The 25,430-nt window shown below is 71.8% G+C and carries 18 protein-coding genes and 1 tRNA gene; 18 read left to right on the top strand and 1 reads right to left on the bottom strand.

Going from position 1 to position 25,430, the window contains the following annotated elements:
• Window positions 1-147: 147 nt before the first annotated feature.
• From ssd to Q2K21_RS01570, 7 genes are all read left to right on the top strand, one after another.
• Window positions 148-1,248, top strand: coding sequence for a septum site-determining protein Ssd (ssd, locus tag Q2K21_RS01540; protein ID WP_386275936.1), 1,101 nt, complete (start codon window positions 148-150; stop codon window positions 1,246-1,248).
• A gap of 3 nt (window positions 1,249-1,251) precedes the next feature.
• The gene (locus Q2K21_RS01545; RefSeq protein ID WP_386275937.1) at window positions 1,252-2,523 is read left to right on the top strand and encodes a TadA family conjugal transfer-associated ATPase; all 1,272 of its coding nucleotides are present in this window, start codon (window positions 1,252-1,254) and stop codon (window positions 2,521-2,523) included.
• Window positions 2,523-3,380, top strand: coding sequence for a type II secretion system F family protein (locus tag Q2K21_RS01550; RefSeq protein ID WP_310763243.1), 858 nt, complete (start codon window positions 2,523-2,525; stop codon window positions 3,378-3,380). The genes Q2K21_RS01545 and Q2K21_RS01550 overlap by 1 nt, the downstream gene beginning before the upstream one ends.
• On the top strand, window positions 3,377-4,297 hold the full coding sequence (locus tag Q2K21_RS01555; protein ID WP_310763244.1) for a type II secretion system F family protein: 921 nt from the start codon (window positions 3,377-3,379) through the stop codon (window positions 4,295-4,297). Before Q2K21_RS01550 ends, Q2K21_RS01555 begins: the two co-directional genes overlap by 4 nt.
• 128 nt (window positions 4,298-4,425) lie before the next feature.
• A complete protein-coding gene (locus Q2K21_RS01560) occupies window positions 4,426-4,644 on the top strand; it encodes a DUF4244 domain-containing protein (RefSeq protein ID WP_310763245.1) in 219 nt (72 codons plus the stop codon).
• A gap of 55 nt (window positions 4,645-4,699) precedes the next feature.
• Window positions 4,700-5,029, top strand: coding sequence for a TadE family type IV pilus minor pilin (locus Q2K21_RS01565; protein ID WP_310763246.1), 330 nt, complete (start codon window positions 4,700-4,702; stop codon window positions 5,027-5,029).
• An 80-nt stretch (window positions 5,030-5,109) separates the two neighbouring features.
• Window positions 5,110-5,553 (top strand): Rv3654c family TadE-like protein, encoded by a 444-nt coding sequence (locus tag Q2K21_RS01570; RefSeq protein WP_310763247.1) that lies wholly within the window; start codon window positions 5,110-5,112, stop codon window positions 5,551-5,553.
• Here the strand turns inward: Q2K21_RS01570 and Q2K21_RS01575 are convergent.
• Window positions 5,474-7,972 (bottom strand): DEAD/DEAH box helicase, encoded by a 2,499-nt coding sequence (locus Q2K21_RS01575; RefSeq protein ID WP_310763248.1) that lies wholly within the window; start codon window positions 7,970-7,972, stop codon window positions 5,474-5,476. The two genes, Q2K21_RS01570 and Q2K21_RS01575, sit on opposite strands and share 80 nt — an antisense overlap.
• 80 nt (window positions 7,973-8,052) lie before the next feature.
• Here Q2K21_RS01575 and bldG point away from each other — a divergent pair, with 80 nt between their 5' ends.
• The 11 genes from bldG to Q2K21_RS01630 all read left to right on the top strand — a co-directional run bounded on the left by bldG (window position 8,053) and on the right by Q2K21_RS01630 (window position 25,395).
• On the top strand, window positions 8,053-8,394 hold the full coding sequence (bldG, locus tag Q2K21_RS01580) for an anti-sigma factor antagonist BldG (protein ID WP_010986038.1): 342 nt from the start codon (window positions 8,053-8,055) through the stop codon (window positions 8,392-8,394).
• Between the two features lie 101 nt (window positions 8,395-8,495).
• On the top strand, window positions 8,496-8,933 hold the full coding sequence (locus tag Q2K21_RS01585) for an ATP-binding protein (RefSeq protein WP_310763253.1): 438 nt from the start codon (window positions 8,496-8,498) through the stop codon (window positions 8,931-8,933).
• 317 nt (window positions 8,934-9,250) lie between these two features.
• Window positions 9,251-11,653 carry a sodium-translocating pyrophosphatase gene (locus Q2K21_RS01590; protein ID WP_310763254.1) on the top strand — a complete coding sequence of 801 codons (2,403 nt, stop codon included), beginning with the start codon at window positions 9,251-9,253 and terminating at the stop codon, window positions 11,651-11,653.
• 217 nt (window positions 11,654-11,870) lie between these two features.
• Window positions 11,871-12,482 (top strand): small secreted protein, encoded by a 612-nt coding sequence (locus Q2K21_RS01595; protein ID WP_310763255.1) that lies wholly within the window; start codon window positions 11,871-11,873, stop codon window positions 12,480-12,482.
• 186 nt (window positions 12,483-12,668) lie between these two features.
• A complete protein-coding gene (locus Q2K21_RS01600; RefSeq protein ID WP_310763256.1) occupies window positions 12,669-14,189 on the top strand; it encodes a class I SAM-dependent methyltransferase in 1,521 nt (506 codons plus the stop codon).
• A 1,255-nt stretch (window positions 14,190-15,444) separates the two neighbouring features.
• A complete protein-coding gene (locus Q2K21_RS01605) occupies window positions 15,445-15,642 on the top strand; it encodes a hypothetical protein (RefSeq protein WP_310780530.1) in 198 nt (65 codons plus the stop codon).
• Between the two features lie 254 nt (window positions 15,643-15,896).
• Window positions 15,897-18,737: a type I DNA topoisomerase gene (topA, locus tag Q2K21_RS01610; protein ID WP_310763257.1), complete on the top strand. Its 2,841-nt coding sequence runs from the start codon at window positions 15,897-15,899 to the stop codon at window positions 18,735-18,737.
• Window positions 18,738-18,873: 136 nt separating this feature from the next.
• Complete coding sequence (tmk, locus tag Q2K21_RS01615; protein WP_310763258.1) at window positions 18,874-22,113, top strand: dTMP kinase; 3,240 nt, start codon at window positions 18,874-18,876, stop codon at window positions 22,111-22,113.
• Window positions 22,114-22,244: 131 nt separating this feature from the next.
• On the top strand, window positions 22,245-23,450 hold the full coding sequence (locus tag Q2K21_RS01620) for a DNA polymerase III subunit delta' (RefSeq protein ID WP_310763259.1): 1,206 nt from the start codon (window positions 22,245-22,247) through the stop codon (window positions 23,448-23,450).
• A 131-nt stretch (window positions 23,451-23,581) separates the two neighbouring features.
• Entirely contained in the window at window positions 23,582-25,213 is a 1,632-nt protein-coding gene (locus Q2K21_RS01625; protein WP_386275939.1) for an alpha/beta hydrolase, read from the top strand.
• A gap of 108 nt (window positions 25,214-25,321) precedes the next feature.
• A tRNA-Thr gene (locus Q2K21_RS01630) sits at window positions 25,322-25,395 on the top strand.
• The last annotated feature ends 35 nt before the right edge of the window (window positions 25,396-25,430 follow it).

Here is a 25,430-nt window from a genome sequence, read left to right on the forward strand (position 1 = left end):
GTTCATGCCGGTTCGGTTTGTCGGGCGCGCATGTCCGGTTCGTATCGGCCGCTCATATGCAGGCCGGTCGCCGGTCCTTCACACGAGCGGGAAGCGCGGGGCCGCAGTGGGCCCTGCGGGCCCGGGCGGGAAAAGCAGCGAAGGGGGATGGAGATCGTGGCGGGAGCCATCACACAAGACGGGTCGGCCGTCGCCGACGGGCGGCGGAACGGACCGCTGATCGTCACCGAGGACGCCGAACTGCTCGACGACCTGCTGCGCCTGTGCGCGGCCGCGGGCGCCAGACCGGAGGTCCACCCGGGGGTGCCCAGGCACCGGGGTAGCTGGGAGGCGGCGCCACTCGTCCTCGTCGGCGACGACGCCGCGCGCCGTGTGCGCGGGGCCGCGCGCAGACGCGGAGTGGTGCTGGTCGGTCGGGATCAGGACGATTCCGGCGTCTGGCGGCGGGCCGTGGAGATCGGCGCCGACCATGTCCTGCTGCTGCCGGACGGCGAGCAGTGGCTGGTCGACCGCATCGCCGACGTGGCCGAGGGGGTCGGCCGACCCGCGCTCACCGTGGGCGTGATCGGCGGCCGCGGCGGGTCGGGCGCGTCCACGCTCGCCTGCGCCCTCGCCGTCACCTCCGCGCGTGAGGGCAGGCGCACTCTGCTCGTGGACGCCGATCCGCTGGGCGGCGGACTCGATGTACTCCTCGGCGGAGAGAAGGCCGACGGACTGCGCTGGCCCGCGTTCGCCGCTTCCCGCGGCAGAGTCGGCGGCGGCGCCCTGGAGGAGTCCCTGCCCCGGCTGCATGCGCTGCGGGTACTCAGCTGGGACCGCGGCGACACGGTGGCCGTTCCGCCTCAGGCGGTCCGCGCGGTCCTCGCCGCGGGCCGCCGACGTGGCGGCGCGGTCGTCGTCGACCTCCCGCGCCGCGTCGACGAAGGCGTCGCCGAAGTCCTTGCCCAAGTGGACGTCGGGGTGCTGGTGGTCCCTGCCGAGCTGCGTGCCGTCGCGGCCGCACGGCGGGTGGCGTCGGTCGCAGGCATGGTCCTGGGCGACCTGCGGGTCGCGGTACGAGGGCCGTATGCGCCCGGTCTCGACGACCGCGAGGTGGCGCGGCTGCTGGGCCTTCCGCTGGTCGGCGAAGTGCCGTCCGAGACACCGCCGCCGGACGGCTCCGTGCCGCCCGGGGGAGCGGCGCGGGGGCCGCTCGCCCGGTTCTGCTCGGTCTTCTGGGAGCGGGCGCTGGCCGAGGCGGGTGACTGACCTATGAGCACAGGCTGGGACACGGCGGCGGATACGGACGGCGGCGGGGAACCCGGTGCGCGGGCAGTCGGGGCTCTTGGGCACGCCGCCGGACTCGCCGAACGGACGCGGCTGCTCGACGGCGTGCGGCAGTGGCTGGCGGAGAGCGGGGCCGAGCCGACCCCCGCGCGCGTGGCGCAGGCCCTGCGGGAGCAGGGACGGGTGCTCGGGGATGCGGAAGTGCTGGGCGCGGCTCGGCAGCTGCGCTCCGAACTGGTCGGCAGCGGCCCCCTGGAACCGTTGCTCGCCGATCCGTCCGTGACCGACGTGCTGGTGTCGGCGCCCGACCGGGTGTGGGTGGACCGCGGCGGCGGGCTGGAACTGACGGCGGTGGCCTTTCCGGACGCGGCGGCCGTACGACGTCTCGCGCAGCGGTTGGCCGCCGTGGCCGGGCGGCGGCTCGACGACGCCAGACCGTGGGTCGACGCGCGCCTGCCGGACGGTACCCGGCTGCACGCGGTGCTGCCGCCGGTCGCGGTCGGCTCCACGTGCCTGTCCCTGCGGGTCGTACGGCCGCGAGCGTTCACCCTCGACGAGCTGGTGGCGGCGGGGACGGTGCCCCCGGGCGGGGACCGGGTGCTGCGGGCGCTGATCGCCTCCCGGCTTTCCTACGTGATCAGCGGCGGGACCGGCTCGGGCAAGACCACCCTCCTGAGCGCGCTGCTGGGCGTGGTGGGGCCGACGGAGCGGATCGTGCTGGCCGAGGACTCGGCTGAACTGCGGCCCGACCATCCCCATGTGGTGCGGCTGGAGGGACGGCCCGCGAACCAGGAGGGCGTGGGGCTCGTCGAGCTTCAGGACCTGGTGCGGCAGGCGCTGCGGATGAGACCCGACCGGCTCGTGGTCGGCGAGGTGCGCGGCCCCGAGGTGGTGTCCCTGCTGGCCGCGCTGAACACGGGCCACGAGGGCGGCTGCGGCACCCTCCACGCGAATGCGGCAGCACAGGTGCCGGCGCGCCTGGAGGCGCTGGGCACCGCGGCGGGCCTGGACCGGGCCGCGCTGCACAGCCAGCTGGCGGCCGCGCTGTCGGTGGTCCTCCACCTCGTGCGCGATCGGACCGGGCGACGCCGGATCGCGGAGGTGCATGTGCTGGAGCGGGACGCGTCGGGGCTGGTGGTGACCGTGCCCGCGCTGCGGTGGGGCGCGGGGGCGTTCAAGCGCGAGCGGGGCTGGGAGCGGCTGCGGGAGCTGCTTCGGGGCGGGAGTGACGGACGTGATGGGAGTGAGTTTGTGTGATGGGAATCGGGACGATGTCGGTGGGTGCCGGACTGGCGTGTGCCGGCGCGGCGGCCTGGATGCTGAGAGGCCCGAGCATGACGGCACGGCGGGCCCGGTTGCTGTTCGCGGGCGGGGGCGCGGCGGCGGGGGGCGGCCCACCGCCCTGGGAACGGGCCCTCGTTCGGCTGCGGAGGTTGCCGGCCGAGTGGTGGTCGGTCGCCGTCGGTGCGGCGATCGCGGTGCTCGGCGCATCCGTTCTGCCCCTGCTGGCCGGGGTCGTCGGCGTGCCGGTACTGCGCCGGGTGCGGCTGGCGCGGGAGGCCCGGCGGGAGCGGGACCGGCGTGATGAGGCGGTGATCGCGCTGTGCGGGGCGCTCGCCGGGGAGGTACGCGCGGGACGTCAGCCGGGCGAGGCATTGCTCCGCGCGGCACGCGACTCGGACGGCCTCGGCGGGGCGCAGGCGACGGTGCTGGCGGCGGCGCGGTTCGGCGGGGACGTACCGGGTGCGCTCGCGGATGCGGCACGGCAGCCGGGTGCCGCCGGGTTGTCGGGGCTCGCCGCATGCTGGCGGGTGGCCGTGGACCGGGGCGCGGGCCTGGCAGCCGGGCTCGACCGGCTGGAGGCGGCCCTGCGCGCCGAGCGCGACCAACGGGAGGATCTGCGGGCCCAGTTGGCGGGCGCCCGTTCAACGGCGGTCCTGCTCGCGGGTTTGCCGGTTCTCGGCCTGCTGCTGGGCACCGGCCTCGGCGCCCACCCGCTGCACGTGCTGCTGCACACCGGCCCGGGACTGGCCTGCCTCGCCGTCGGCGGTGTGCTGGAGGGCGCGGGGCTGTGGTGGGCGCTGCGGATCGTTCGGGGAGCGGAGGCGGCATGAGCGCGGAGGTTGTCCACAGGCTGGGGGTGCTGTGTGGAGCGCTGGCGCTGTGGTGGCCGGCGTGGGCGTTCGTCGCCGCGCGGCGCGAACGCAGGGCGCGGCGCCGGCTGGAAGTGGTGCTGGTGCGGGAGGTGGTGCCTGAGGGGAGGAAGTTCGGGGGGCCGGGGGTTTCGTCCGGTGGGTGGGGCTCGGGGGTGTCAGGGGCTCTGTCCGGCGAGCGGGGTGTCGGGGCCCGGGAGGTGGTGCCCTGGCGGTTGGGCTCAGGGGTGCGGGGTGCCGTGCGCCGGCGAGCGGAGGTGCGGGACACCCTTCGGCGGTGGTTGCCGGTCGTGGGGGCGTTGTGCGCCGGGTGGGTGTTGATCGGGGGGATCGGCGGGCTGGCCGTCGGGCTGATCACCGGGGTCGGCGTGTCACGTTGGCGGGCCCGGCAGGAGCGCGACCGCCTGGCGGAGGAGTACGACCCCGCCGTGGCGACCCGTCAGCTCCCGCTGGCTGCCGACCTGCTGGCGGCGTGCATCGCTGCGGGTGCGAGCCCCGTGTCGGCGGCCCAGGCGGTGGGAGAGGCGTTGGAGGGACCGGTCGGGGAGCGGTTGGCGCGGGGTGCGGCCGAGGTACGGCTCGGGGGCGAGCCGGCCGACGCATGGCAGCGGCTCGCCGTCCTCCCCGGTGCCGGAGCGCTGGCGCGGCTCCTGGAACGAGCGGGCGATTCCGGCATACCGGCGGCCGCGCCCGTCGGGCGCCTGGCGACGGAGGCCCGCGCCGAGTGGGGGCGAGCGGCGACGGCACGGGCACGCCGTGCGGGCGTCATGGTCACCGCGCCGGTGGGGCTGTGTTTCCTGCCCGCCTTCATCGCGGTCGGGGTGCTGCCCGTGGTGATCGGACTCGCGGGAGGGCTGCTGAGAGGAGGTGGCGGATGACGGCGCACGGCACACGGTCAACGACGGATCCCACGCGGTGAACAGCAGATCACGCGCGATGAACGACGGATCAGACGGAATCGAACGGATCGAACAGGTCGACAGGACCAGAACTGATGGGGGTTGAGATGGGCAAAGCAGCACGAGTACGAGCACGGGTGCGGGCGCTGGTACGCCGGGTACGGGCGGCGGTGCGCGAGGACGCGGGCATGGTCACGTCCGAGTACGCGGTGGGGATCATCGCGGCCGTGGCCTTCGCGGCGGTCCTCTACAAGGTGCTGACGAGCGGGCAGGTCAGCGCGGAGCTGCAGAGCATCGTGAAGCGGGCGCTCAGTGTCCGGATGTGACGGGGCGAGGCGGCGCCAGGACCGGGACCGGGACCAGGACCGAGACCGTGGATTCGTGACGGCGGAGACTGCGGTCGTCCTACCCGCCCTGGTGCTCTTCGCGATGGCTCTCGTCTGGGCCCTGCTGGCCGCGTCCGCGCAGATCCAGTGTGTGGACGCGGCCCGAGCGGGAGCCCGGGCGGCGGCTCGGCAAGAACCGCCCGACGTGGTGCGGGATGTGGCCGGGCAGGCGGCGCCGGACGGTGCGCGGGTCACGGTGAGCCGACAGGGCGACCTCGTCCGCGTGGTGGTCATCGCCCATGCGCCAGGTCCGGACGCGCTGCCTCTCGAACTGCGCCATGAGGCAGTGGCGTTGGCCGAGGACACCGTGGGGGTGAAGCAGTGAAGAGAAGTGAACCGGCGGGCGGGGGCAGACCGATGAAGAGGTGCGGGCTGAAGAAGCCGAAGAAAGGGCCGGGTGGAGCGATGGGGGTCCGGTTTCGCGGCCTGGGCTCCGTGCTCACGGCCCTGAACGCTCGTGCGGAGAGTGCCCGTTCCGACCGCGGATCGGTGACCGTCTGGGTCGTATGTGTGATCGGCACCCTGTGCGCCGTGTGCGGGGTGCTGCTGGCCCAGGGGGAGGCCGTGCTGGCCCGTCACCGCGCGGCCGGTGCGGCCGACCTGGCGGCGCTCGCCGCCGCCGACCACTGGATGGAGGGAGGTGAGGCGGCGTGCGCCACGGCGGGCCGCGTCGCCGGAGCCCAGGGCAGCCGGCTCGTGCGGTGCGCCCTCGTAGGGGATGTCTCGGACGTCACGGCGGCGTCCGCCTCGGGGCCGTTCACCGCCGAGGTCAGGGCGAGGGCGGGCCCGGCGGAGGCGAGGGCGCAGCGCTCTCCTTCTCCTCCGGTGCCCCACGCAACAGCACCGTGAGCAATCGCACGGCTCCTCTCTTGTGCAGCGGATCGTTGCCGTTGCCGCACTTGGGGGACTGGATGCAGGACGGGCAGCCCGCCTCGCACTCGCAGGAGGCGATGGCCTGGCGGGTGGCGGTCAGCCAGGCGCGGGCCGTGTGGAAGGCGCGCTCCGCGAAGCCCGCGCCGCCGGGATGGCCGTCGTACACGAAGACCGTGGGGAGGAGGGTGTCCGGGTGGAGCGGGATGGAGACGCCGCCGATGTCCCAGCGGTCGCATGTGGCGAAGAGGGGGAGCATACCGATCGAGGCGTGTTCGGCGGCGTGCAGGGCGCCGCCGAGGATCTCCGGGTTGATCCGGGCTTGATCCAGCTGCTCCTCGGTGACCGTCCACCACACGGCACGGGTGCGCAGCGTACGAGGAGGGAGGTCGAGTTTCGTCTCGCCCAGCACTTCACCGGTGATGAGGCGTCGACGCAGAAAGGAGACGACCTGGTTGGTGACCTCGACGGAGCCGTAACACAGCCGACCCTCGCCCCAGGGGACTTCGATGTCCGTTTCCAGGACGGAGATGGAGGTCGTGTCGCGGGCGACCGTCGAATACGGGGGGTTGGCCTCCTCGACCAGGGCGACGGAGTCCTCCAGGTCGAGCGACCGCACCAGATAGGTACGGCCCTGGTGCAGATGGACCGCGCCCTCGTGCACCGTCGTGTGCGCGGCGCCCGCGTCGACCGTGCCGAGCAGCCGCCCGGTGCCGGCCTCGACGACCTGGACGGGGCGCCCGCCCTCCCCGCGGATGTCCGCGAGGTCGGCGGCCCGCTCCCGGCGCGTCCAGTGCCAGGCCTTAGTCCGGCGACGCAGCAGCTTCGCGGCCTCCAGCTGCGGCAGCAGCTCCGCACAGGCCGGTCCGAACAGCTCCAGGTCCTCGTCCGTGAGCGGAAGTTCCGCCGCCGCGGCACACAGGTGGGGGGCCAGGACGTACGGGTTGTCGGGGTCGAGGACCGTGGACTCCACCGGCTGTTCGAAGAGGGCCTCGGGATGGTGGACGAGGAACGTGTCGAGCGGGTCGTCGCGGGCGACCAGGACCGCCAGGGCGCCCTGCCCGGCGCGGCCGGCGCGGCCCGCCTGCTGCCACAGCGACGCCCTCGTCCCCGGGTAGCCGGCGATGAGGACGGCGTCCAGGCCCGACACGTCGACGCCGAGTTCGAGGGCGGTGGTGGCGGCGAGGCCGAGGAGTTCGCCGGAGTGGAGGGCACGTTCGAGGGCGCGGCGCTCCTCGGGGAGGTAGCCGCCGCGGTAGGCGGCCACGCGCCGGGCCAGTGAGCGGTCGACCTCGGCGAGGCGCTCCTGGGCGATCACCGAGATCAGCTCGGCGCCGCGGCGGGAGCGGACGAAGGCGACCGAGCGCACGCCCTGCACGGTCAGGTCGGTCAGCAGGTCGGCGGTCTCGGCGGTGGCCGTACGCCGGACGGGCGCGCCCTTCTCGCCATGTAGCTCGGTGAGCGGGGGCTCCCAGAGGGCGAAGACCAGCTCGCCGCGTGGTGAGGCGTCGTCCGCGACCTCGACGACCGGGAGGCCGGTGAGGCGCCGGGCGGCCACCGACGGCTCGGCGGCGGTCGCGGAGGCCAGCAGGAAGACGGGTGAGGCGCCGTAGCGGGCGCACAGGCGGCGCAGACGGCGCAGGACCTGGGCGACGTGGGAGCCGAAGACGCCGCGGTAGGTGTGGCACTCGTCGATGACGACGTACTTCAGGGCACGCAGGAAGGAGGACCAGCGTGGATGTGAGGGCAATATGCCGCGGTGCAGCATGTCGGGGTTGGTGAGGACGTAGTTGGCGTACTGGCGCACCCATTCGCGTTCCTCGGGCGGCGTGTCGCCGTCGTACACCGCGGCGCGGATCGCCGTGCCCAGAGGCTGTGAAAGTTCCTTCACGGAGCGGCACTGATCCGCCGCGAGGGCCTTCGTCGGGGCGAGGTACAGGGCGGTCGCGCCGCGCCCGTTCGGGGCCTCTGCTCCATCCAGCAGACGCGAAAGCACCGGAACGAGGTATGCGAGCGACTTGCCCGACGCGGTGCCGGTGGCGACGACCACGGAGTCGCCGTCCAGGGCGTGCTCGGCGGCGCGTGCCTGGTGGGCCCAGGGGCGCTCGATGCCGGCCGTCTGCACGGCTGTGACGATCTCGGAGCGGATCCGGTCCGGCCAGACGGCATGGCGACCCTCGCGCGGGGGCAAGTGCTCCGTATGAGTGATGCGCGCAGCCCGGCTCGGCCCCGAGGCGAGCCGGTCCAGGACCGTGCCCGGTGCAAGGCGGGATGCGGGGTCCGTCGAGGGTCGATCGGATCGGTGATTCTTGGCCATCGGCACCGAGTGTGTCACTGGCGTGACGGACAATGGGCCCAAGGCGTCGTGCACGCCTGCCGGTAAGTGATTGAATGCCATCGCGGCTGGCGAACCGTCCCGGGGGCTCTGCCGAGGTGTCCCGAGGGGCGACCGCTCGATAGCAAGGTGCTGGAGGATCCGTGGACCTGTCCCTGTCGACCCGTACCGTCGGCGATCGTACGGTCGTCGAGGTCGGTGGCGAAATCGACGTATATACCGCGCCCAAGCTGCGCGAGCAGCTGGTCGAGCTGGTGAACGACGGGAATTTCCACCTCGTCGTCGACATGGAGGGCGTCGACTTCCTCGACTCCACCGGGCTCGGCGTGCTGGTGGGCGGCTTGAAGCGTGTTCGGGCCCATGAGGGCTCCCTGCGCCTGGTGTGCAACCAGGAGCGCATTCTGAAGATCTTCCGCATCACCGGTCTCACCAAGGTGTTCCCCATCCACACCTCGGTCGAGGAAGCGGTGGCGGCCACCGACTGACCCCGTTCTCGGGCCGTAGTGCCCGGACGGCAGAAGTAAGAGGGGGGACCGGGCCTCGGCCCGGCCCCCTGACCGCACGCCCGAAGTTCCGAGGGGGATGCATGGCCACCGTTGAACTCCGCTTCAGCGCGCTGCCCGAGCACGTCAGGACCGCCCGACTGGTGGCGGCAGCGGTGGCGCGCAGGGCCGGAGTGGAGGAGGCCGTACTCGACGAGGTCAGGCTCGCCGTCGGTGAGGCCTGCACCCGTGCCGTCGGACTGCACCAGAGCAACGGCATCTCGGCGCCGGTGCGGGTGCTGCTGACCGAGGAGGAGAAGCAGTTCTCCATCGAGGTCGGCGACGAGGCGCCGCACGCGGTGCCCGGTGAGGCGCCGGGTGCAACAGGCGCCGACGACTCGGACGCGGAGACCGAAGAGGACGAGATGGGCCTCGCGGTCATCAGCGGCCTCGTGGACGATGTCGAGGTCTCCGCCGGGCAGAACGGCGGACTGATCAGGATGAGCTGGCCGACCACGCCGCCCGCCACGCTCACCGCCTGACCGCCTCGTAAACCACTCTCTCCTCGTACTTTCGTACTGCTTTCGAAGGGCCCTGTCCTGTACAGGGCCCTTCTTTTTGTACATCGCCACTGGCAATTAGTGAATTGCTTCACGATCAATCGCGCGATAATTTGATCAAGAACTCATCCAGTCAATGGTTTTGGGGCATTACCTCTTTCGGGTTCTGTGGCTCGCGTGCGATCTTTGCTGAAGAGCGAGTGAAGGCTAATTCCGTTTACCGCCCACTGTTTTGATCAGGTTCCGCTACCTACAATCCGTCCACATCTTGAGCTCAGCCCAAACGTCAAGGAGGACGAATGGCGGGGCTTTCTACCCCTCAACAGTTTGATCACCCCACATCCCTCGCAGCCGCAGTACTGACCGACAGCAACCGTCTGATCATCATGGTCATCGGTGCCGTCGCCCTGGCGGCCCTTGTGGTCGCCGGGATTCTGGTACGACAAGTACTCGCGGCCGGCGAGGGAACCGACAGCATGAAGAAGATCGCGGCAGCGGTCCAGGAAGGCGCGAACGCCTATCTGGCCCGGCAGCTGCGCACGCTCGGCGTATTCGCCGTGATCGTTTTCTTCCTGCTCATGCTGCTGCCCGCGGACGACTGGAATCAGCGCGCCGGACGGTCGGTGTTCTTCCTGATCGGTGCGGCGTTCTCGGCGGCCACCGGGTATATCGGCATGTGGCTGGCCGTGCGGAGCAATGTGCGGGTTGCCGCGGCGGCGCGCGAGGCGACGCCCGCGCCGGGTGAGCCGGAAAAGGACCTCACCGCCGTCTCGCACAAGGCCATGAAGATCGCTTTCCGCACGGGCGGCGTCGTCGGCATGTTCACGGTGGGGCTCGGTCTGCTGGGCGCCTCCTGTGTGGTGCTGGTGTACGCGGCGAACGCGCCGAAGGTCCTGGAGGGCTTCGGCCTGGGCGCGGCGCTCATCGCCATGTTCATGCGTGTCGGAGGCGGCATCTTCACCAAGGCCGCCGACGTCGGCGCCGACCTGGTCGGCAAGGTCGAGCAGGGCATTCCGGAGGACGATCCGCGCAATGCCGCGACCATCGCCGACAACGTGGGCGACAACGTCGGCGACTGTGCGGGCATGGCGGCCGACCTCTTCGAGTCGTACGCCGTGACGCTCGTCGCCGCGCTGATCCTCGGCAAGGCGGCGTTCGGCGACTCAGGTCTGGCGTTCCCGCTGATCGTGCCCGCGATCGGGGTCGTCACCGCGATGATCGGCATCTTCGCGGTGGCCCCGCGCCGTGCCGACCGCAGCGGTATGTCCGCGATCAACCGGGGCTTCTTCATCTCCGCGGTGATCTCGCTGGCGCTGGTCGCCGCTGCCGTCTTCAGCTACCTGCCGTCGTCGTACGCCGACCTCAAGGGCGTCTCCGACGTGGCGATCGGGGCCAAGGACGGCGATCCGCGGATCCTGGCGCTCGTCGCCGTGGCCATCGGCATCGTGCTCGCCGCACTGATCCAGCAACTGACCGGCTACTTCACCGAGACCAGCCGCCGTCCGGTGCGGGACATCGGCAAGACCTCGCTGACCGGCCCGGCCACCGTGGTCCTCGCCGGTATCTCCGTCGGCCTCGAATCCGCCGTCTACACCGCGCTGCTGATCGGGCTCGGTGTGTACGGCGCGTTCCTGCTCGGCGGTTCGTCGATCATGCTCGCGCTGTTCGCGGTGGCGCTGGCCGGCACCGGCCTGCTCACCACGGTCGGCGTGATCGTCGCCATGGACACCTTCGGTCCGGTCTCCGACAACGCCCAGGGCATCGCCGAGATGTCCGGCGACGTCACGGGCTCGGGCGCGCAGGTGCTCACCGACCTGGACGCCGTGGGCAACACCACCAAGGCGATCACCAAGGGCATCGCCATCGCCACGGCCGTCCTCGCCGCGTCGGCGCTTTTCGGCTCGTATCGCGACGCGATCACCACGGCCGCGCAGGACGTGGGCGAGAAGGTCGGCGACGGTGGACCGATGAGCCTGGTCATGGACATCTCGCAGCCCAACAACCTGGTCGGCCTCATCGTGGGCGCGGCGGTCGTCTTCCTCTTCTCGGGGCTGGCGATCAACGCGGTGTCGCGGTCGGCGGGCGCGGTGGTCTTCGAGGTGCGGCGGCAGTTCCGTGAGAAGCCCGGAATCATGAACTACACGGAGAAGCCGGAGTACGGCAGGGTCGTCGACATCTGCACCAAGGACGCCCTCAGGGAGTTGGCCACACCCGGTCTGCTCGCCGTCATGGCGCCGATCGCCCTCGGGTTCACCCTTGGCGTCGGCGCGCTCGGCGCGTACCTCGCGGGTGCGATCGGCACCGGCACGCTGATGGCGGTCTTCCTCGCCAACTCCGGCGGCGCCTGGGACAACGCCAAGAAGCTCGTCGAGGACGGCCACCACGGCGGCAAGGGCAGTGAGGCGCACGCCGCGACGGTGATCGGCGACACGGTCGGCGACCCCTTCAAGGACACCGCGGGACCGGCGATCAACCCGCTGCTGAAGGTGATGAACCTGGTCTCCCTGCTCATCGCACCCGCGGTCGTCAAGTTCTCGTACGGCAGCGACAAGAGTCTCGTCGTACGGATCCTGATCGCCGCGCTCTCGATCCTCGTGATCGTGGTCGCGGTGTACGTCTCCAAGCGGCGCGGGATCGCCGTCGGTGACGACGGCAACGCCGAGAGGGTGTCCAAGCCGGCCGATCCGGCGGTGGTGTCGTAGCCGGTTCCACGGCACCCGCTCTTCCGCCTGGTCAGGTACAGGCCAACGGGCGGGCGCACGGCGCTCATCGATGCGTCGTGCGCCCGCCCTGTTTGTGTTCGTGCCGCTCTTCGTGAGCCTTCTCTCGCTTGGGACAAAAGGCTGCAATAGCTGCCATAAGTGATATTGGATACGCGGGTGTCACCCGGTTGGCGTGTATGTTCCGGGGCCGAGAGCCATGGAAGGGACCAAACCGGTGAACAAGAAGCTCGCGGCCGCACTGTCCGGCGGTGCGGTACTGGTACTGGCGCTGTCGGGGTGCACGAGCAGCGGCAGCAGCGCAAGCGACGACAAGCTGGCTTCCTGGGCCAAGCAGGTCTGTGACGCGGTGCAGCCGCAGGCACAGAAGATCGCGGGCGCCAGCACCGCGATCCAGAAGGAGACCTCGGACAACAGCACGCCGGAGCAGGTCCAGAAGACCGACTCCCAGGCCTTCCAGACCATGTCCGACGCCTACAAGGCGATCGGGGCGGCCGTCAACGCGGCGGGGGCGCCGGGCGTCGACAACGGCGCGACGAAGCAGAAGAACGCGGTCAAGGAGCTCAACGACATCTCCGCCGCGTACGCCACTCTGCAGAAGCAGGTGGAGGCGCTCAACACGAAGGACCAGGCGAAGTTCGCGGACGGGCTCAAGGGGATCGCGACGCAGCTCGACAAGCTGAGCACGAGCGGGAACGACGCGCTGAAGGAGCTGGAGGCGGGGGACGTCGGGAAGGCGATGACGCAGCAGGCGAGCTGCAAGTCCACTTCCACTTCCGGTTCGGCTTCTGCGTCGGCGACGTCCGGCTGAGCAGTGCGTTGTGAGGTCCCGGCGCTGGTGGCACCCTCCCGGCGCTGGGCTGAACTTGGCTGGGAGGCACCCGGCGCTGCAGGCTGTGCCCACCTTCCCCCAAGCTCTCGGCTTCACTCGAGCAGGGAGACCCGGAGACCCCCATCGCTCAGCGGAACGACTGCCCACAGCGGTAAAAATAGGGGCGTGAGTAACTCCAGCGCAGCCACCCTGCCCTCCACCGACCGCGCCGACGTCACCGCACAGCTGCGGGACGCCCTGCTCGCGGCCTCCTTCACCGCCGACGGGCTGCTCGAACTGCTCGGAGCGCCCGCGTACGCGGCGCTCGCGCGGAGCGAGACCGTGCCCGCGCTCCGGGCGACGCGCGGGGACACGCCGCTGGAGACGCTCGTACGACTGTTCCTGTTGCAGCAGCCCGTGCCGCACGCGCGCGTGGCGGGTGTGCTGCCGGTCGACGCCTGCACGGACGCCGGCTGGCTGGTGCCCACCGGCGGGGACGAGGTCGCCGCGACCGTGGACGTCCGGCCGTACGGCGGACCCGGCGGCGAGGACTGGTTCATCGTGTCCGACCTGGGGTGCGCGGTCGGCGGGGCGGGCGGCATCGGCAGCAAGGACGAGGGCGTTGTGCTCGGGGTCGGCGGTGCCTCCACCACCCTCGCCGGGATCACCGTACGGACCCCCGTCGGCTCCGCCCTCGACCTCGGCACCGGTTCCGGGATCCAGGCGCTGCACGTCGCTCAGCACGCCACGCGCGTGACCGCGACCGACGTCAACCCCCGTGCCCTGCACATCGCCGCGCTGACTCTGGCGCTGTCCGGCGCACCGGCCGCCGACCTGCGTCAGGGTTCTCTCTTCGAGCCGATCCGGGACGACGAGACGTACGACCTGATCGTGTCGAACCCTCCCTTCGTGATCTCTCCGGGCGCGCGGCTCACCTACCGCGACGGCGGCATGAGCGGGGACGATCTGTGCCGCACGCTCGTTCAGCAGGCGGGACAGCGGCTGAACGAGGGCGGGTTCGCGCAGTTCCTGGCCAACTGGCAGCACGTGGCGGGGGAGGACTGGCAGGACCGGCTGCGCTCATGGGTGCCGCGCGGCTGTGACGCCTGGATCGTGCAGCGCGAGGTCCAGGACATCACGCAGTACGCCGAGTTGTGGCTGCGGGACGCGGGCGACCACCGCGATGAGGTGGCCGAGTACCAGGCGCGGTACGACGCGTGGCTCGACGAGTTCGAGGCGCGCAAGGTGAGGGCGGTCGGCTTCGGCTGGATCGCGCTGCGCAGGACGGACGCCGCCGAGCCGTCGATCACGGTCGAGGAGTGGCCGCATCCGGTCGAACAGCCGCTCGGCGACACCGTGCGCGCGCACTTCGACCGCATCGACTATCTGCGGGCGCACGATGATGCGGCCCTGCTCGCCGGACACTTCAAGCTCGCCGCCGAGGTCGTCCAGGAGCAGGTCGGACTGCCCGGCGCCGAGGACCCGGAGCACGTGGTGCTGCGCCAGAACCGTGGGATGCGCCGCGCCACCAAGGTGGACACGGTCGGCGCGGGCTTCGCCGGCGTGTGCGACGGCACGCTGAGCGCGGGGCGGATCCTGGATGCCATTGCTCAACTGGTCGGCGAGGACCCGCTGGTGCTGCGCGACCGGACGCCTGCTCAGATCCGGCTGCTGGTCGAACAGGGGTTCCTGGAGCCCGCGCGGTGACGGGGCGCGCGGTGTCGTCCCCGGCGCATTGCTGTTGATGACCCGGCCCTCGCCCTGGTCCGGCGTCTCCCCTGCCATTGGCGGGGGAGACGCCGGATCGGCATTCTCCGCAGGGATGTGAAACCGGCCAACACCGTCGTACGGGACCGGTCCCTCCGCGCCGACGGTCGCCGCCGGTGGGCTGCCTGCCGAGCCCTGGGGGACGCGGGGCACGCCTCCGCTCCGCAAGAAGCCCCTGGGCGCGGTCATCGCCATCGTCGTCGCCGTCGTGCTCGTCGTGGCCGGCGGGACATGGGCCGCCGTGTCCCTGACGGGTGGGGACAGCGGCAAGGCGAGCGCCCGGCCCAAGACGTCGCCCTCGACCTCCGCGCCGGAGTCCGCCGAGCCGACCGGACCGGTGTACCAGTACGGCGAACAGGTCGGGCTCCACGAGTCGTTGAGCGCGGGGACTGTGTCACCGCTGTCTGGTCCGGTGCCGACTTCAAGTCCGCGCCCAACCTCGGAGTCGTCAGCTGTACGGACGACTGGCCCGACGGGCAGGTCGTGGCGGTCGACAAGGCCACCGACTACGCGGACGCGCGCGCCAACGGCGCCGAACGCTGCGAGCGGCAGGCAAAGCCGATCGCCGACGCCCTCCCGGACGCCGGTTACTACGCCGTCGTGCCGACGCAGGAGGGCTTCGCGGCGGTCGGCGGCCGACGGGGGCACCGCGTGTCTCGTACTGGGACGCCATGTGGCGATCGGAGGCGAGGTGGGCCTTTTCAGGGACGCCGGCGCGAACCTGTACGCGGCCCAGATGGGCATCGGCGACTGCTGGACGTACTACGACAACGAGAAGTCGTTCAAGGGCCTGCTGACCGACTGTGCCAGGCCGCACACCGATCAGGTGATCGGTTTCGTGGCCGCCCCCAAGAACATGGACTACAAGAAAGGCATCGACAACGCGAACAAGCTCTGCAGCAACAAATTCGAGTCGACTTGGGCCTCTTCGGCGCAGCAGGGTGTCTTCGGCCGGCTGGGCGGCGACGACGACTGGAACCACGGGTTCACGACCCTGGTGTGCACGGTGGGCCGCCGCGACAACGCCAAGACGACCGGGAAGATATCCACCCCGGCACGGTGTGAGCGGCGCGGGGGCGCGCGGGTGACACATGACGGGCCGTCCGCCCTGTGTTCACCCCAAGTTCGCCCGACCGCTTCCCGGGCATGTCAGCCTCCCGTCGCCGGGCAGTCCGGCGACGGGAGGGACGAGGGCATGGAGAGCGGACCGGCGATCTTCGCGGGCGCGGTGTTCGCCCTGTTCGGAGGCGGACTGCTGACGTGGACCGCGACCCGGCTGCGGCGCCGGGAGCCCGTCGCCGAGGATGTGAGCCAGGTCGCATCGGCAGCCCTCGCGAGCCTCGCGGCCGTGGCCGCGCTCGCGGCCGGGGTGTGGTGCTTCATGCGCCTGTGACATCGCGGTTCCCGGCCGCGCGACGGCCGGGACTCCGGTAACTGGGAGATCACCCTCCGGATGCGGTCGAAAGGGCCGCTCTCCACTCCGGGCGGCAGGAATGCCGGTAGTCGGGTTACCGTTCGAGTGGCCGTTGCGGGCTTTTCCCGTTTGACACGGGGGCGGGATGTACCGTCACACTCCGCAGCGTCACCACCCGACCCCGGGACGAAGGCCTGGGGAGGCCCCAGCGTCGACCGGAGAGAAGAGCGAAGTTGTCCCCGACCAGCGAGACCGCACAGGGCGGCCGCCGACTCGTCATCGTCGAGTCGCCTGCCAAGGCGAAGACGATCAAGGGCTATCTCGGCCCCGGCTACACCGTCGAGGCGAGCGTCGGGCACATCCGTGACCTTCCGAACGGGGCCGCGGAGGTCCCCGAGAAGTACACCGGCGAGGTGCGCCGCCTCGGCGTGGACGTCGAGCACGACTTCCAGCCGATCTATGTCGTCAATGCCGACAAAAAGGCGCAGGTCAAGAAGCTCAAGGACCTGCTGCGTGAGTCCGACGAGCTCTTCCTCGCCACCGATGAGGACCGCGAGGGCGAGGCCATCGCGTGGCACCTCCAGGAGGTGCTGAAGCCCAAGGTCCCGGTCAAGCGGATGGTGTTCCACGAGATCACCAAGGACGCGATCCAGCAGGCCGTGCGTAATCCGCGCGAGCTGAACCAGAAGCTCGTCGACGCCCAGGAGACCCGCCGCATCCTCGACCGCCTCTACGGCTACGAGGTCTCGCCGGTCCTGTGGAAGAAGGTCATGCCGCGCCTGTCGGCGGGCCGCGTCCAGTCCGTGGCGACCCGCCTCGTCGTGGAGCGGGAGCGCGAGCGCATGGCGTTCCGCTCCGCCGAGTACTGGGACCTGACCGGCACCTTCGGCACCGGCCGCGTCGGCGACCAGTCCGACCCGTCGACCCTGGTGGCACGGCTCGCGACCGTCGACGGCAAGCGCGTCGCGCAGGGCCGCGACTTCGACTCGCTCGGGCAGCTGAAGAGCGCGAACACCCTCCACCTGGACGAGGCGAACGCCCGTGCGCTGGCCGCAGCCCTGGAGAACACGCGGTTCTCGGTCCGCTCGGTCGAGTCCAAGCCGTACCGCCGCTCGCCGTACGCGCCGTTCCGTACGACGACGCTGCAGCAGGAGGCCAGCCGCAAGCTCGGCTTCGGCGCGAAGGCCACGATGCAGGTCGCGCAGAAGCTGTACGAGAACGGCTTCATCACGTACATGCGTACGGACTCCACGACGCTGTCGGACACGGCGATCGCCGCCGCCCGCGCCCAGGTCACGCAGCTGTACGGTGCCGACTACCTGCCGCAGCAGCCGCGGACGTACGCCGCCAAGGTCAAGAACGCGCAGGAGGCGCACGAGGCGATCCGGCCCTCAGGTGATCGTTTCCGCACCCCGGCGGAGACGGGCCTGACCGGTGACCAGTTCAAGCTCTACGAGCTGATCTGGAAGCGGACCGTCGCCTCCCAGATGAAGGACGCGACCGGTAACTCGGTCACGGTCCGGATCGGCGGCACGGCAGCCGACGGTCGGGACGCCGAGTTCAGCGCGTCCGGCAAGACGATCACCTTCCACGGCTTCCTGAAGGCGTACGTCGAGGGCGCCGACGACCCGAACGCCGAGCTCGACGACCGCGAGCGCCGGCTGCCGCAGGTCACCGAGGGCGACGCCCTGAGCGCCGAGGAGATCACCGCCGACGGCCACTCGACCAAGCCCCCGGCCCGCTACACCGAGGCCTCGCTGGTCAAGGAGCTGGAAGAGCGCGAGATCGGCCGCCCGTCGACGTACGCGTCGATCATCGGCACGATCCTCGACCGCGGATACGTGTTCAAGAAGGGCACGGCCCTCGTGCCGTCCTTCCTGTCCTTCGCCGTGGTCAACCTCCTGGAGAAGCACTTCGGGCGGCTCGTCGACTACGACTTCACCGCCAAGATGGAGGACGACCTCGACCGCATCGCGCGCGGCGAGGCGCAGGCCGTGCCGTGGCTGAAGCGGTTCTACTTCGGCGAGGGCACCAGCAACGGTGACGCGGCCGACGCCGGCAACGGCGACGGGGACCACCTCGGCGGTCTCAAGGAGCTGGTGACCGACCTGGGCGCGATCGACGCGCGCGAGGTGTCGTCGTTCCCCGTCGGCAACGACATCGTGCTGCGGGTCGGCCGCTTCGGCCCCTACGTCGAGCGCGGCGAGAAGGGCACCGAGCAGTACCAGTCCAAGGATGTCCCGGAGGACCTGGCGCCCGACGAGCTGACGGTCGAGCTGGCCGAGGAGCTGCTGGCCAAGCCGAGCGGCGAGCGCGTGCTCGGGACCGACCCGGAGCCGCCGCACCACCCGATCGTCGCCAAGGACGGCCGTTACGGCCCGTACGTCACCGAGGTGCTCCCCGAGGGCACCCCGAAAACCGGCAAGAACGCCGTCAAGCCGCGTACGGCCTCTCTCTTCAAGTCGATGTCCCTGGACACGGTGACCCTTGAGGACGCGCTCCGGCTGATGTCCCTGCCGCGGATCGTCGGCACGGACGCGGAAGGCGTGGAGATCACCGCGCAGAACGGCCGTTACGGGCCGTACCTGAAGAAGGGCACGGACTCGCGGTCGCTGCAGTCCGAGGACCAGATCTTCACGATCACGCTGGAGGAGGCGCAGGCGATCTACGCCCAGCCCAAGCAGCGTGGCCGCGCGGCCGCCAAGCCGCCGCTGAAGGAACTGGGCGCGGACCCGGTCAGCGGGAAGCCGGTCGTCGTCAAGGACGGGCGCTTCGGGCCGTACGTCACCGACGGTGAGACCAACGCGACCCTGCGCTCCGGCGACAGCGTCGAGGCGATCACCCCGGAGCGCGGTTTCGAACTGCTCGCGGAGAAGCGCGCCAAGGCGCCCGCCAAGAAGACGGCGAAGAAGGCCGCCGCCAAGAAGGCACCGGCCAAGAAGACGGCGTCGACGACGGCGAAGAAGACGGCCGCCAAGACGACCGCCGCGAAGACGACCGCCGCGAAGAAGACCACGGCCAAGAAGACCACCGCCAAGAAGACGACGGCGTCCAAGGCCGCCGCCGAGGACTGAGCCGGAGGAGATTTCTCGCCACGGTTCTTCACGTCTGGTTCGCGAAACGCACGCCCCGGCAACACTTTGGTGTCGGGGCGTGCGCACGTTCGGACGGTCGCCCCGGGCTGTCGGTGGCTCCCGATAGGCTGAACGCATGACGCGAGCCGAGCAGCCAACGGCCCATCCCCTTGACCCTGACGACGCCCTGGTCGCGGATTCCCGCGAGCGCGCCGTCCACGCCCTGCTGCGCCGACCGCAGCTCAAGCGGCTGTGGAGCGCCCAGCTCGTGGGCGGGATCGGGGATGCCCTCGCCCTGCTCGTCCTGGTCGTGCTGGTCCTCCAGGCGGCCATCACCAACAGCTCCTTCGGCGGCGGCTACCGGGGTGTGGCGTTCGCGATCGCGACCGTCTTCGGTGCGCGGATCCTCGCCACCCTGCTCTTCGGGGCCGTCCTGCTCGGCCCGCTCACCGCGCTGACGTCCCCGGAGGGGCCGCTCGACCGCCGCTGGACCATGGCGGGCGCGGACGGAGTGCGGGCCGCGCTGCTGATCGTCGCCCCCCTGTGGATCGACTGGACTCCGGGCGACGCGCTCGCGGTCCTGCTGGTGACCACCTTCGTGACCGGCGTCGCCGAGCGCTTCTGGACGGTGTGCCGTGAGAGCGCGGCGCCCGCTCTGCTGCCCGCGCCGCCGCCGGAGGGCGCGACGGTGCGTCCGCTGCCGGACCACATGGACGCACTGCGGCGCCTGTCGCTGCGTACGGGCTTCGTGGCGGTGCCGCTGGCCGCCGCCGGGCTCGTCGTCGTGTCGCTGCTGAACAACCTGCTGGGCGCGGGCATCGCCTGGTTCGCCCAGCACCAGGTGGCCCTCGCCTCGTACGTCGCGGCCGGACTGTTCGCCGCCTCCCTGTCGGTGGTCACCTCGCTCGAACTGCCCGACACCCGCACCCCGCGCGCGCGGTCGCCGCTGGAGGGCCTGCGCCGCCCCAGCACGGGTTCGGGCGTAGAGAAGGGCCGTACGGGCGCGATCCCGCTTCTGGTGCTCGCCTGCGCGGCCGTCGCCGGGGCGGTCTCGGCCGCCGTCGCCGTCTCCGTGCTCCAGGCCAAGGACCTGGGCGGCGGCCCGGTGACGTACGGCCTGCTGGTCCTCGCGCTGACCGGCGGCACGGGCGTCGGCATCCGTACGGCGCCCGGCATGCTCCCGTCGCTGTCGCGGCGCCGGCTGCTCGCGCTGGCGATCGCCTTCACCGGGGTCGCGCTGCTCGCCGGGGGGCTCGTTCCGGACCTCACCAGCGTGCTGCTGATCGTGGCGCTCGCGGGTGTCGGCGCGGGCGTCGCCGCGAACACCGGACACACGCTGCTCGACCAGGAGGCCGAGGAACACCGGCGGGCGCGGACGACCGAGCACCTGCACGCGGTCGTACGGGTCTTCGTCGCCCTGGGCGCGCTGCTGGCACCCGTGGTGGCCGGGGGCATCGGGCCGCACCGGCTGGAGAACGGCAAGTTCGTGTTCGCACACGGGGGCGCCGCCTTCACCCTGATGCTGGTCGGCGCGCTGCTGCTGCCGGTCGCCGCTCTGGTTCTCGCCAAGGCCGACGACCGCTCGGGGGTGCCGCTGCGGCACGACCTGCGCGACGCGCTGCGCGGCGGCGACGACCCGGTGCAGGTACCCGCCGCCTCCGGTTTCTTCATCGCCCTGGAGGGCGGCGACGGCGCCGGCAAGTCCACCCAGGCGGAGGCGCTCGCCGAGTGGATCCGCGCCAAGGGGCACGAGGTCGTGCTGACCCGCGAGCCCGGCGCGACGCCGGTCGGCAAGCGGCTGAGGTCCATCCTGCTGGACGTCTCCAGCGCCGGCCTGTCCCACCGCGCGGAGGCGCTGCTGTACGCGGCGGACCGCGCGGAGCACGTCGACACGGTCGTACGGCCGGCCCTGGAGCGGGGCGCGGTCGTGATCTCGGACCGGTACATCGACTCGTCGGTGGCCTACCAGGGGGCGGGCCGTGATCTGTCCCCGACCGAGATCGCCCGGATCAACCGGTGGGCGACCAACGGACTCGTCCCCCATCTGACCGTCCTGCTGGACGTCGCGCCGGAGACCGCGCGCGAACGGTTCACCGAGGCGCCGGACCGGCTGGAGTCGGAGCCGGCGGAGTTCCACGCGCGCGTGCGGTCCGGTTTCCTCACGCTGGCCGCCGCCGACCCCGGGCGCTATCTGATCGTGGACGCCGGGCAGGAGCCCGAGGCGGTCACGACCGTGATCCGGCACCGGCTCGACCAGGTGCTGCCGCTGTCCGAGGCCGAGGTGAAGGCCCAGGAGGAGGCGCGCAGGAAGGCCGAGGAGGAGGCCCGGCGCAAGGCCGAGGAAGAGGCCGCGCGCAAGGCCGAGGAGGAGCGGCTGGAGCGCGAGCGCCAGGAGCAGCTCGCCAGGCTCCGGGCCGAGGAGGAGGAGCGCAAGCGGCGCGAGCTGGAGGAGGCCCAGCGCCGCGAGGCCGAGCGGCAGGCGGAGGAGGCCCGGCAGCGGGCCGAGGAAGCCCGTAGGCGCGCCGAGGAGGAGCGGGCGCGGCTTCTCGCGGAGGAACAGGCGCGGGCGGCCGAGGAGGCGCGCAGGAGGGCCGAGGAGGAGCGGCGGCGCAAGGAGGCCGAGGAGGAGGCCCGGCTGCGGGCCGAGGCCGAGGCGCGCCGCCTGGAGAAGCAGCGGAAGGCCGAGGACGCGCTGCTGCGGGCGGAGGAGGCTCGCCGGGCCGCGGCCCAGGCGGCGGCTTCGGCCGCGGTGGCGGCCTCGGGTCCGGCCGGTTCCGGTGCGGGAGCGTCTGGTTCCGGTGGGGCCGGGGACGCGTCCTTGTCGGGCTCCTCGCCGAGTTCCTCGTCCAGCTCCTCACCGGACAACGAGATCACTGTTCCCACGCCGCTGGTGTCCATGTCGAAGCCGCCGCTGGTGTCGCTGTCGAAGGCGCCGGCCGGGCCGGTGGACGAGACCGCCGTCCTGCCGCCGGTGCGGGCGGGGGAGCCGGACACGGAGATCACAGCAGAGCTGCCGAGACCGCCGGAGCCGCAGGGAGCGGCCGACGAGACGGCGGTGCTGCCGTCGGTGCCGGGTGCTGCCGATGAGACGGCGGTGCTGCCGCCCGTACGGGACGGCGGTGCCGGTGATCCCACGGACCGGGTGCCACCGGGCTTCTTCCGCGACGAGAACCCGGCGCCGCGGCCCGACGGGGCCGAGGAGCGCACGCGCGAGCTGCCGCAGATGGACGCCGACGGGCGCCCCCAGCGTCGGCCCCGTCCGGACTGGGCGGAGGAGACCCCGCTGGACGACCTCCCGACGCTGGCGGACGAACTGCTCGGCCCGCGCGACGACGAGGACTGGGACGACGGCCGGGGACGCGGGCGGCGCCGCTGAGACGGGCGGTGGCGCCGGGTCTGCCAGGTGCCGCCGAGGATTCGGTCCATCCCCTGGTCCCGCGCCGTTGTCAGTGGTGAGCCGCACAATGGATGGCGGTAGGGCGAAGTACGACGGAAGGGCGGGGTCCCGTGACGGTGTGGGACGACCTGGTGGGTCAGGAGAAGGTGAGCGAGCAGCTCGGCGCGGCTGCCCGTGACGCCGACGCCCTGGTCACCGCGGCCGCCGTCGGCGCCCCGCCGCCCGAGGCGTCGAAGATGACGCACGCCTGGTTGTTCACGGGCCCGCCCGGTGCGGGGCGTACGCAGGCGGCGCGCGCGTTCGCCGCGGCGCTCCAGTGCGTGAGCCCCGACCGCGCACTCGGCGGTGCCCCGGGCTGCGGCTTCTGCGACGGCTGTCACACGGCGCTGATCGGCACGCACGCGGACGTGACCACGGTCGCCGCCGTGGGCACGCAGATCCTCGCCGACGACATGCGCGACACCGTCCGCAAGTCGTTCACATCCCCGGCGAACGGCCGCTGGCAGGTGATCCTCGTCGAGGACGCCGAGCGGCTGAACGAGAAGTCGGCCAACGCGGTCCTGAAGGCGGTGGAGGAGCCCGCTCCTCGTACGGTGTGGCTGCTGTGCGCCCCCTCCCTGGAGGACGTCCTGCCGACGATCCGCTCCCGTTGCCGCCACCTGAACCTGCGCACGCCCTCCGTGGAGGCGGTGGCGGACATGCTCGTGCGGCGCGACGGCATCGAGCCGGAGGTCGCGGCCGCCGCCGCCCGCGCCACCCAGGGCCACGTCGACCGCGCCCGCCGTCTGGCCACGGACGAGCGGGCCCGTGCACGCCGGGCCGCCGTGCTGAAACTGCCGCTCCGCGTCGACGACATCGGTGGCTGTCTCCGCGCCGCCCAGGAGCTGGTCGACGCGGCCACGGAGGACTCCAAGCAGCTCGCGGAGGAGCTGGACACCAAGGAGACGGAGGAGCTGAAGGCGGCGCTCGGCGCGGTGCAGGGTGGCCGGATGCCGCGCGGCACCGCGGGCGTCATGAAGGATCTGGAGGACAAGCAGAAGCGCCGGAGAACGCGCACGCAGCGCGACAGCCTGGACCTGGCCCTCACCGATCTCACGGGGTTCTACCGCGACGTCCTCGCCCTCCAGCTCGGTTCCCGTGTCGCCCTCGCCAATACGGACGTGGAGGACGCCCTGGAGCGCCTGGCCCGGGGCAGTGCGCCCGAGTCCACGCTCCGCCGCATCGAGGCGATCGCCGCCTGCCGGGACGCCCTGGACCGCAATGTGGCTCCGCTACTGGCGGTGGAGGCGATGACGATGGCATTGCGGGCGGGCTGACGAGGTGCGCCATGGGGACGGAGCGCCCTCTTGAGAGGGAAGCGACTCGCGATGGATTGACCGACTCACTCGTACGAGGCGCATGCGCCACTGATAGTGAGCGATCCGTCGCGCAGGGTTACGCTCACGGGATGTACACCAGGCGCCCTCCCGGACCGTCCCACCGCCCCCGCCGTCCTCGTCCACCGCGCACCCCCCGCTTCCTGCGTCCGCCCCATGTGATGCGCATGGGCGGCACGCTGCTCGCCACCGCCGCGCTGTTCGTCTCGGCCTGCTCCTCCGGGGGTTCGACGACGGCGACCGCGGACACGGTGCTGCCCGCACTGCCCCACTCCACACCGTCGGCGCTGGCCCCGTACTACGCGCAGAAGCTGACCTGGCGCAGCTGCGGTGTCGCCGGCTTCGAGTGCGCCACGATGAAGGCACCGCGCGACTACGCCAAGCCGGCCTCGGGCGACGTCAAGCTGGCCGTCGCCCGCAAGAAGGCCACGGGCCGGGGCAAGCCCCTCGGCTCGCTGCTCGTGAACCCGGGCGGGCCGGGCGGCTCGGCGATCGGCTACCTGCAGCAGTACGCGGGTGTCGGCTACCCGGCGGAGGTCCGCGCCCGCTACGACATGGTCGCCGTCGACCCGCGCGGCGTGGCCCGCAGCGAGCCCATCGAATGCCTCACCGGCCGCCAGATGGACGCGTACACGCAGGCCGACACGACCCCCGACGACCAGAAGGAGACGAACCAACTGGTCGACGCCTACAAAGAGTTCGCGGAAGGCTGCGGAAAGCGCTCGCCCGACCTGCTGCGCCATGTCTCCACGGTGGAGGCGGCCCGTGACATGGACATCCTCCGCGCGGCGCTGGGCGACCGGAAGCTGAATTACGTGGGTGCGTCCTACGGGACGTTCCTCGGGGCGACGTATGCGGGGCTGTTCCCGGACCGGGTCGGCCGGATGGTGCTGGACGGTGCGATGGACCCGTCCCTGTCCGCCCTCAAGCTCAATGAGGACCAGACGTCGGGCTTCGAGACGGCGTTCCAGTCCTTCGCGAAGGACTGCGTCCGGCAGTCGGACTGCCCGCTAGGCGGCCGGGGCACCTCGCCGGCGAAGGTCGGCGACAACCTGAAGGCGTTCTTCAAGAAGCTGGACGCGTCCCCCATCCCGACGGGCGACGCGGACGGCCGCAAGCTCGGTGAGGCCCTGGCCACGACCGGGGTGATCGCGGCGATGTACGACCAGTCGTCCTGGCCCCAGCTGCGTGAGGCGCTGACCTCGGCGATGCGGCACAAGGACGGCGCCGGGCTGCTCGCCCTGTCGGACAGCTATTACGAGCGGGAGGGGGGCGGCAAGTACTCGAACCTGATGTTCGCCAACGCGGCCGTGAACTGTCTGGACCTGCCGCCGGCGTTCGCGTCCCCGGAGCAGGTGGAGAAGGCGCTCCCGGCGTTCGAGAAGGCGTCGCCGGTGTTCGGAGAGGGGTTGGCCTGGGCCTCGCTGAACTGCGGGTACTGGCCGGTGAAGGCGACCGGGCAGCCGCACCGCATCGAGGCGAAGGGGGCGGTGCCCATCGTGGTGGTGGGTACGACCCGCGACCCGGCGACCCCGTACCGCTGGGCGCGGGCTCTCGCCTCCCAACTCTCCTCCGGCAGGCTCCTCACCTTCGACGGCGACGGCCACACGGCGTACGGCCGCGGCAGCAAGTGCATCGACTCGGCGATCAACGAGTACCTGCTCCGGGGCACCCCGCCGGCGGAGGGAAAGCGCTGCTCGTAGGTGCTGCGGCACACCCCGGAGGCACCGCTTCCGGGGTGTGGTCAGAGCACCCCCGGAATCTGTGTAGACTTACCGACGTTGCTGATCGCACCATAGTGCGGACAGCGTGCCGCCTTAGCTCAGATGGCCAGAGCAACGCACTCGTAATGCGTAGGTCTCGGGTTCGAATCCCGAAGGCGGCTCCGGCAAAGGCCAGGTCACATAGCCCGTGACCTGG

It is taken from the genome of Streptomyces sp. CGMCC 4.7035 (assembly GCF_031583065.1).
GTDB classification, from domain to species: domain Bacteria; phylum Actinomycetota; class Actinomycetes; order Streptomycetales; family Streptomycetaceae; genus Streptomyces; species Streptomyces yaanensis.

Bases quoted from the DNA above. Each gene is read 5' to 3' on its own strand.
- ssd (WP_386275936.1), top strand. From the start codon at position 148: ATGGAGATCGTGGCGGGAGCCATCACACAAGACGGGTCGGCCGTCGCC.
- Q2K21_RS01545 (WP_386275937.1), top strand. From the start codon at position 1,252: ATGAGCACAGGCTGGGACACGGCGGCGGATACGGACGGCGGCGGGGAA.
- Q2K21_RS01550 (WP_310763243.1), top strand. From the start codon at position 2,523: ATGGGAATCGGGACGATGTCGGTGGGTGCCGGACTGGCGTGTGCCGGC.
- Q2K21_RS01555 (WP_310763244.1), top strand. From the start codon at position 3,377: ATGAGCGCGGAGGTTGTCCACAGGCTGGGGGTGCTGTGTGGAGCGCTG.
- Q2K21_RS01560 (WP_310763245.1), top strand. From the start codon at position 4,426: ATGGGCAAAGCAGCACGAGTACGAGCACGGGTGCGGGCGCTGGTACGC.
- Q2K21_RS01570 (WP_310763247.1), top strand. From the start codon at position 5,110: ATGGGGGTCCGGTTTCGCGGCCTGGGCTCCGTGCTCACGGCCCTGAAC.
- Q2K21_RS01575 (WP_310763248.1), bottom strand. From the start codon at position 7,972: ATGGCATTCAATCACTTACCGGCAGGCGTGCACGACGCCTTGGGCCCA.
- Q2K21_RS01585 (WP_310763253.1), top strand. From the start codon at position 8,496: ATGGCCACCGTTGAACTCCGCTTCAGCGCGCTGCCCGAGCACGTCAGG.
- Q2K21_RS01590 (WP_310763254.1), top strand. From the start codon at position 9,251: ATGGCGGGGCTTTCTACCCCTCAACAGTTTGATCACCCCACATCCCTC.
- Q2K21_RS01595 (WP_310763255.1), top strand. From the start codon at position 11,871: ATGGAAGGGACCAAACCGGTGAACAAGAAGCTCGCGGCCGCACTGTCC.
- Q2K21_RS01605 (WP_310780530.1), top strand. From the start codon at position 15,445: ATGGAGAGCGGACCGGCGATCTTCGCGGGCGCGGTGTTCGCCCTGTTC.
- tmk (WP_310763258.1), top strand. From the start codon at position 18,874: ATGACGCGAGCCGAGCAGCCAACGGCCCATCCCCTTGACCCTGACGAC.
- Q2K21_RS01625 (WP_386275939.1), top strand. From the start codon at position 23,582: ATGTACACCAGGCGCCCTCCCGGACCGTCCCACCGCCCCCGCCGTCCT.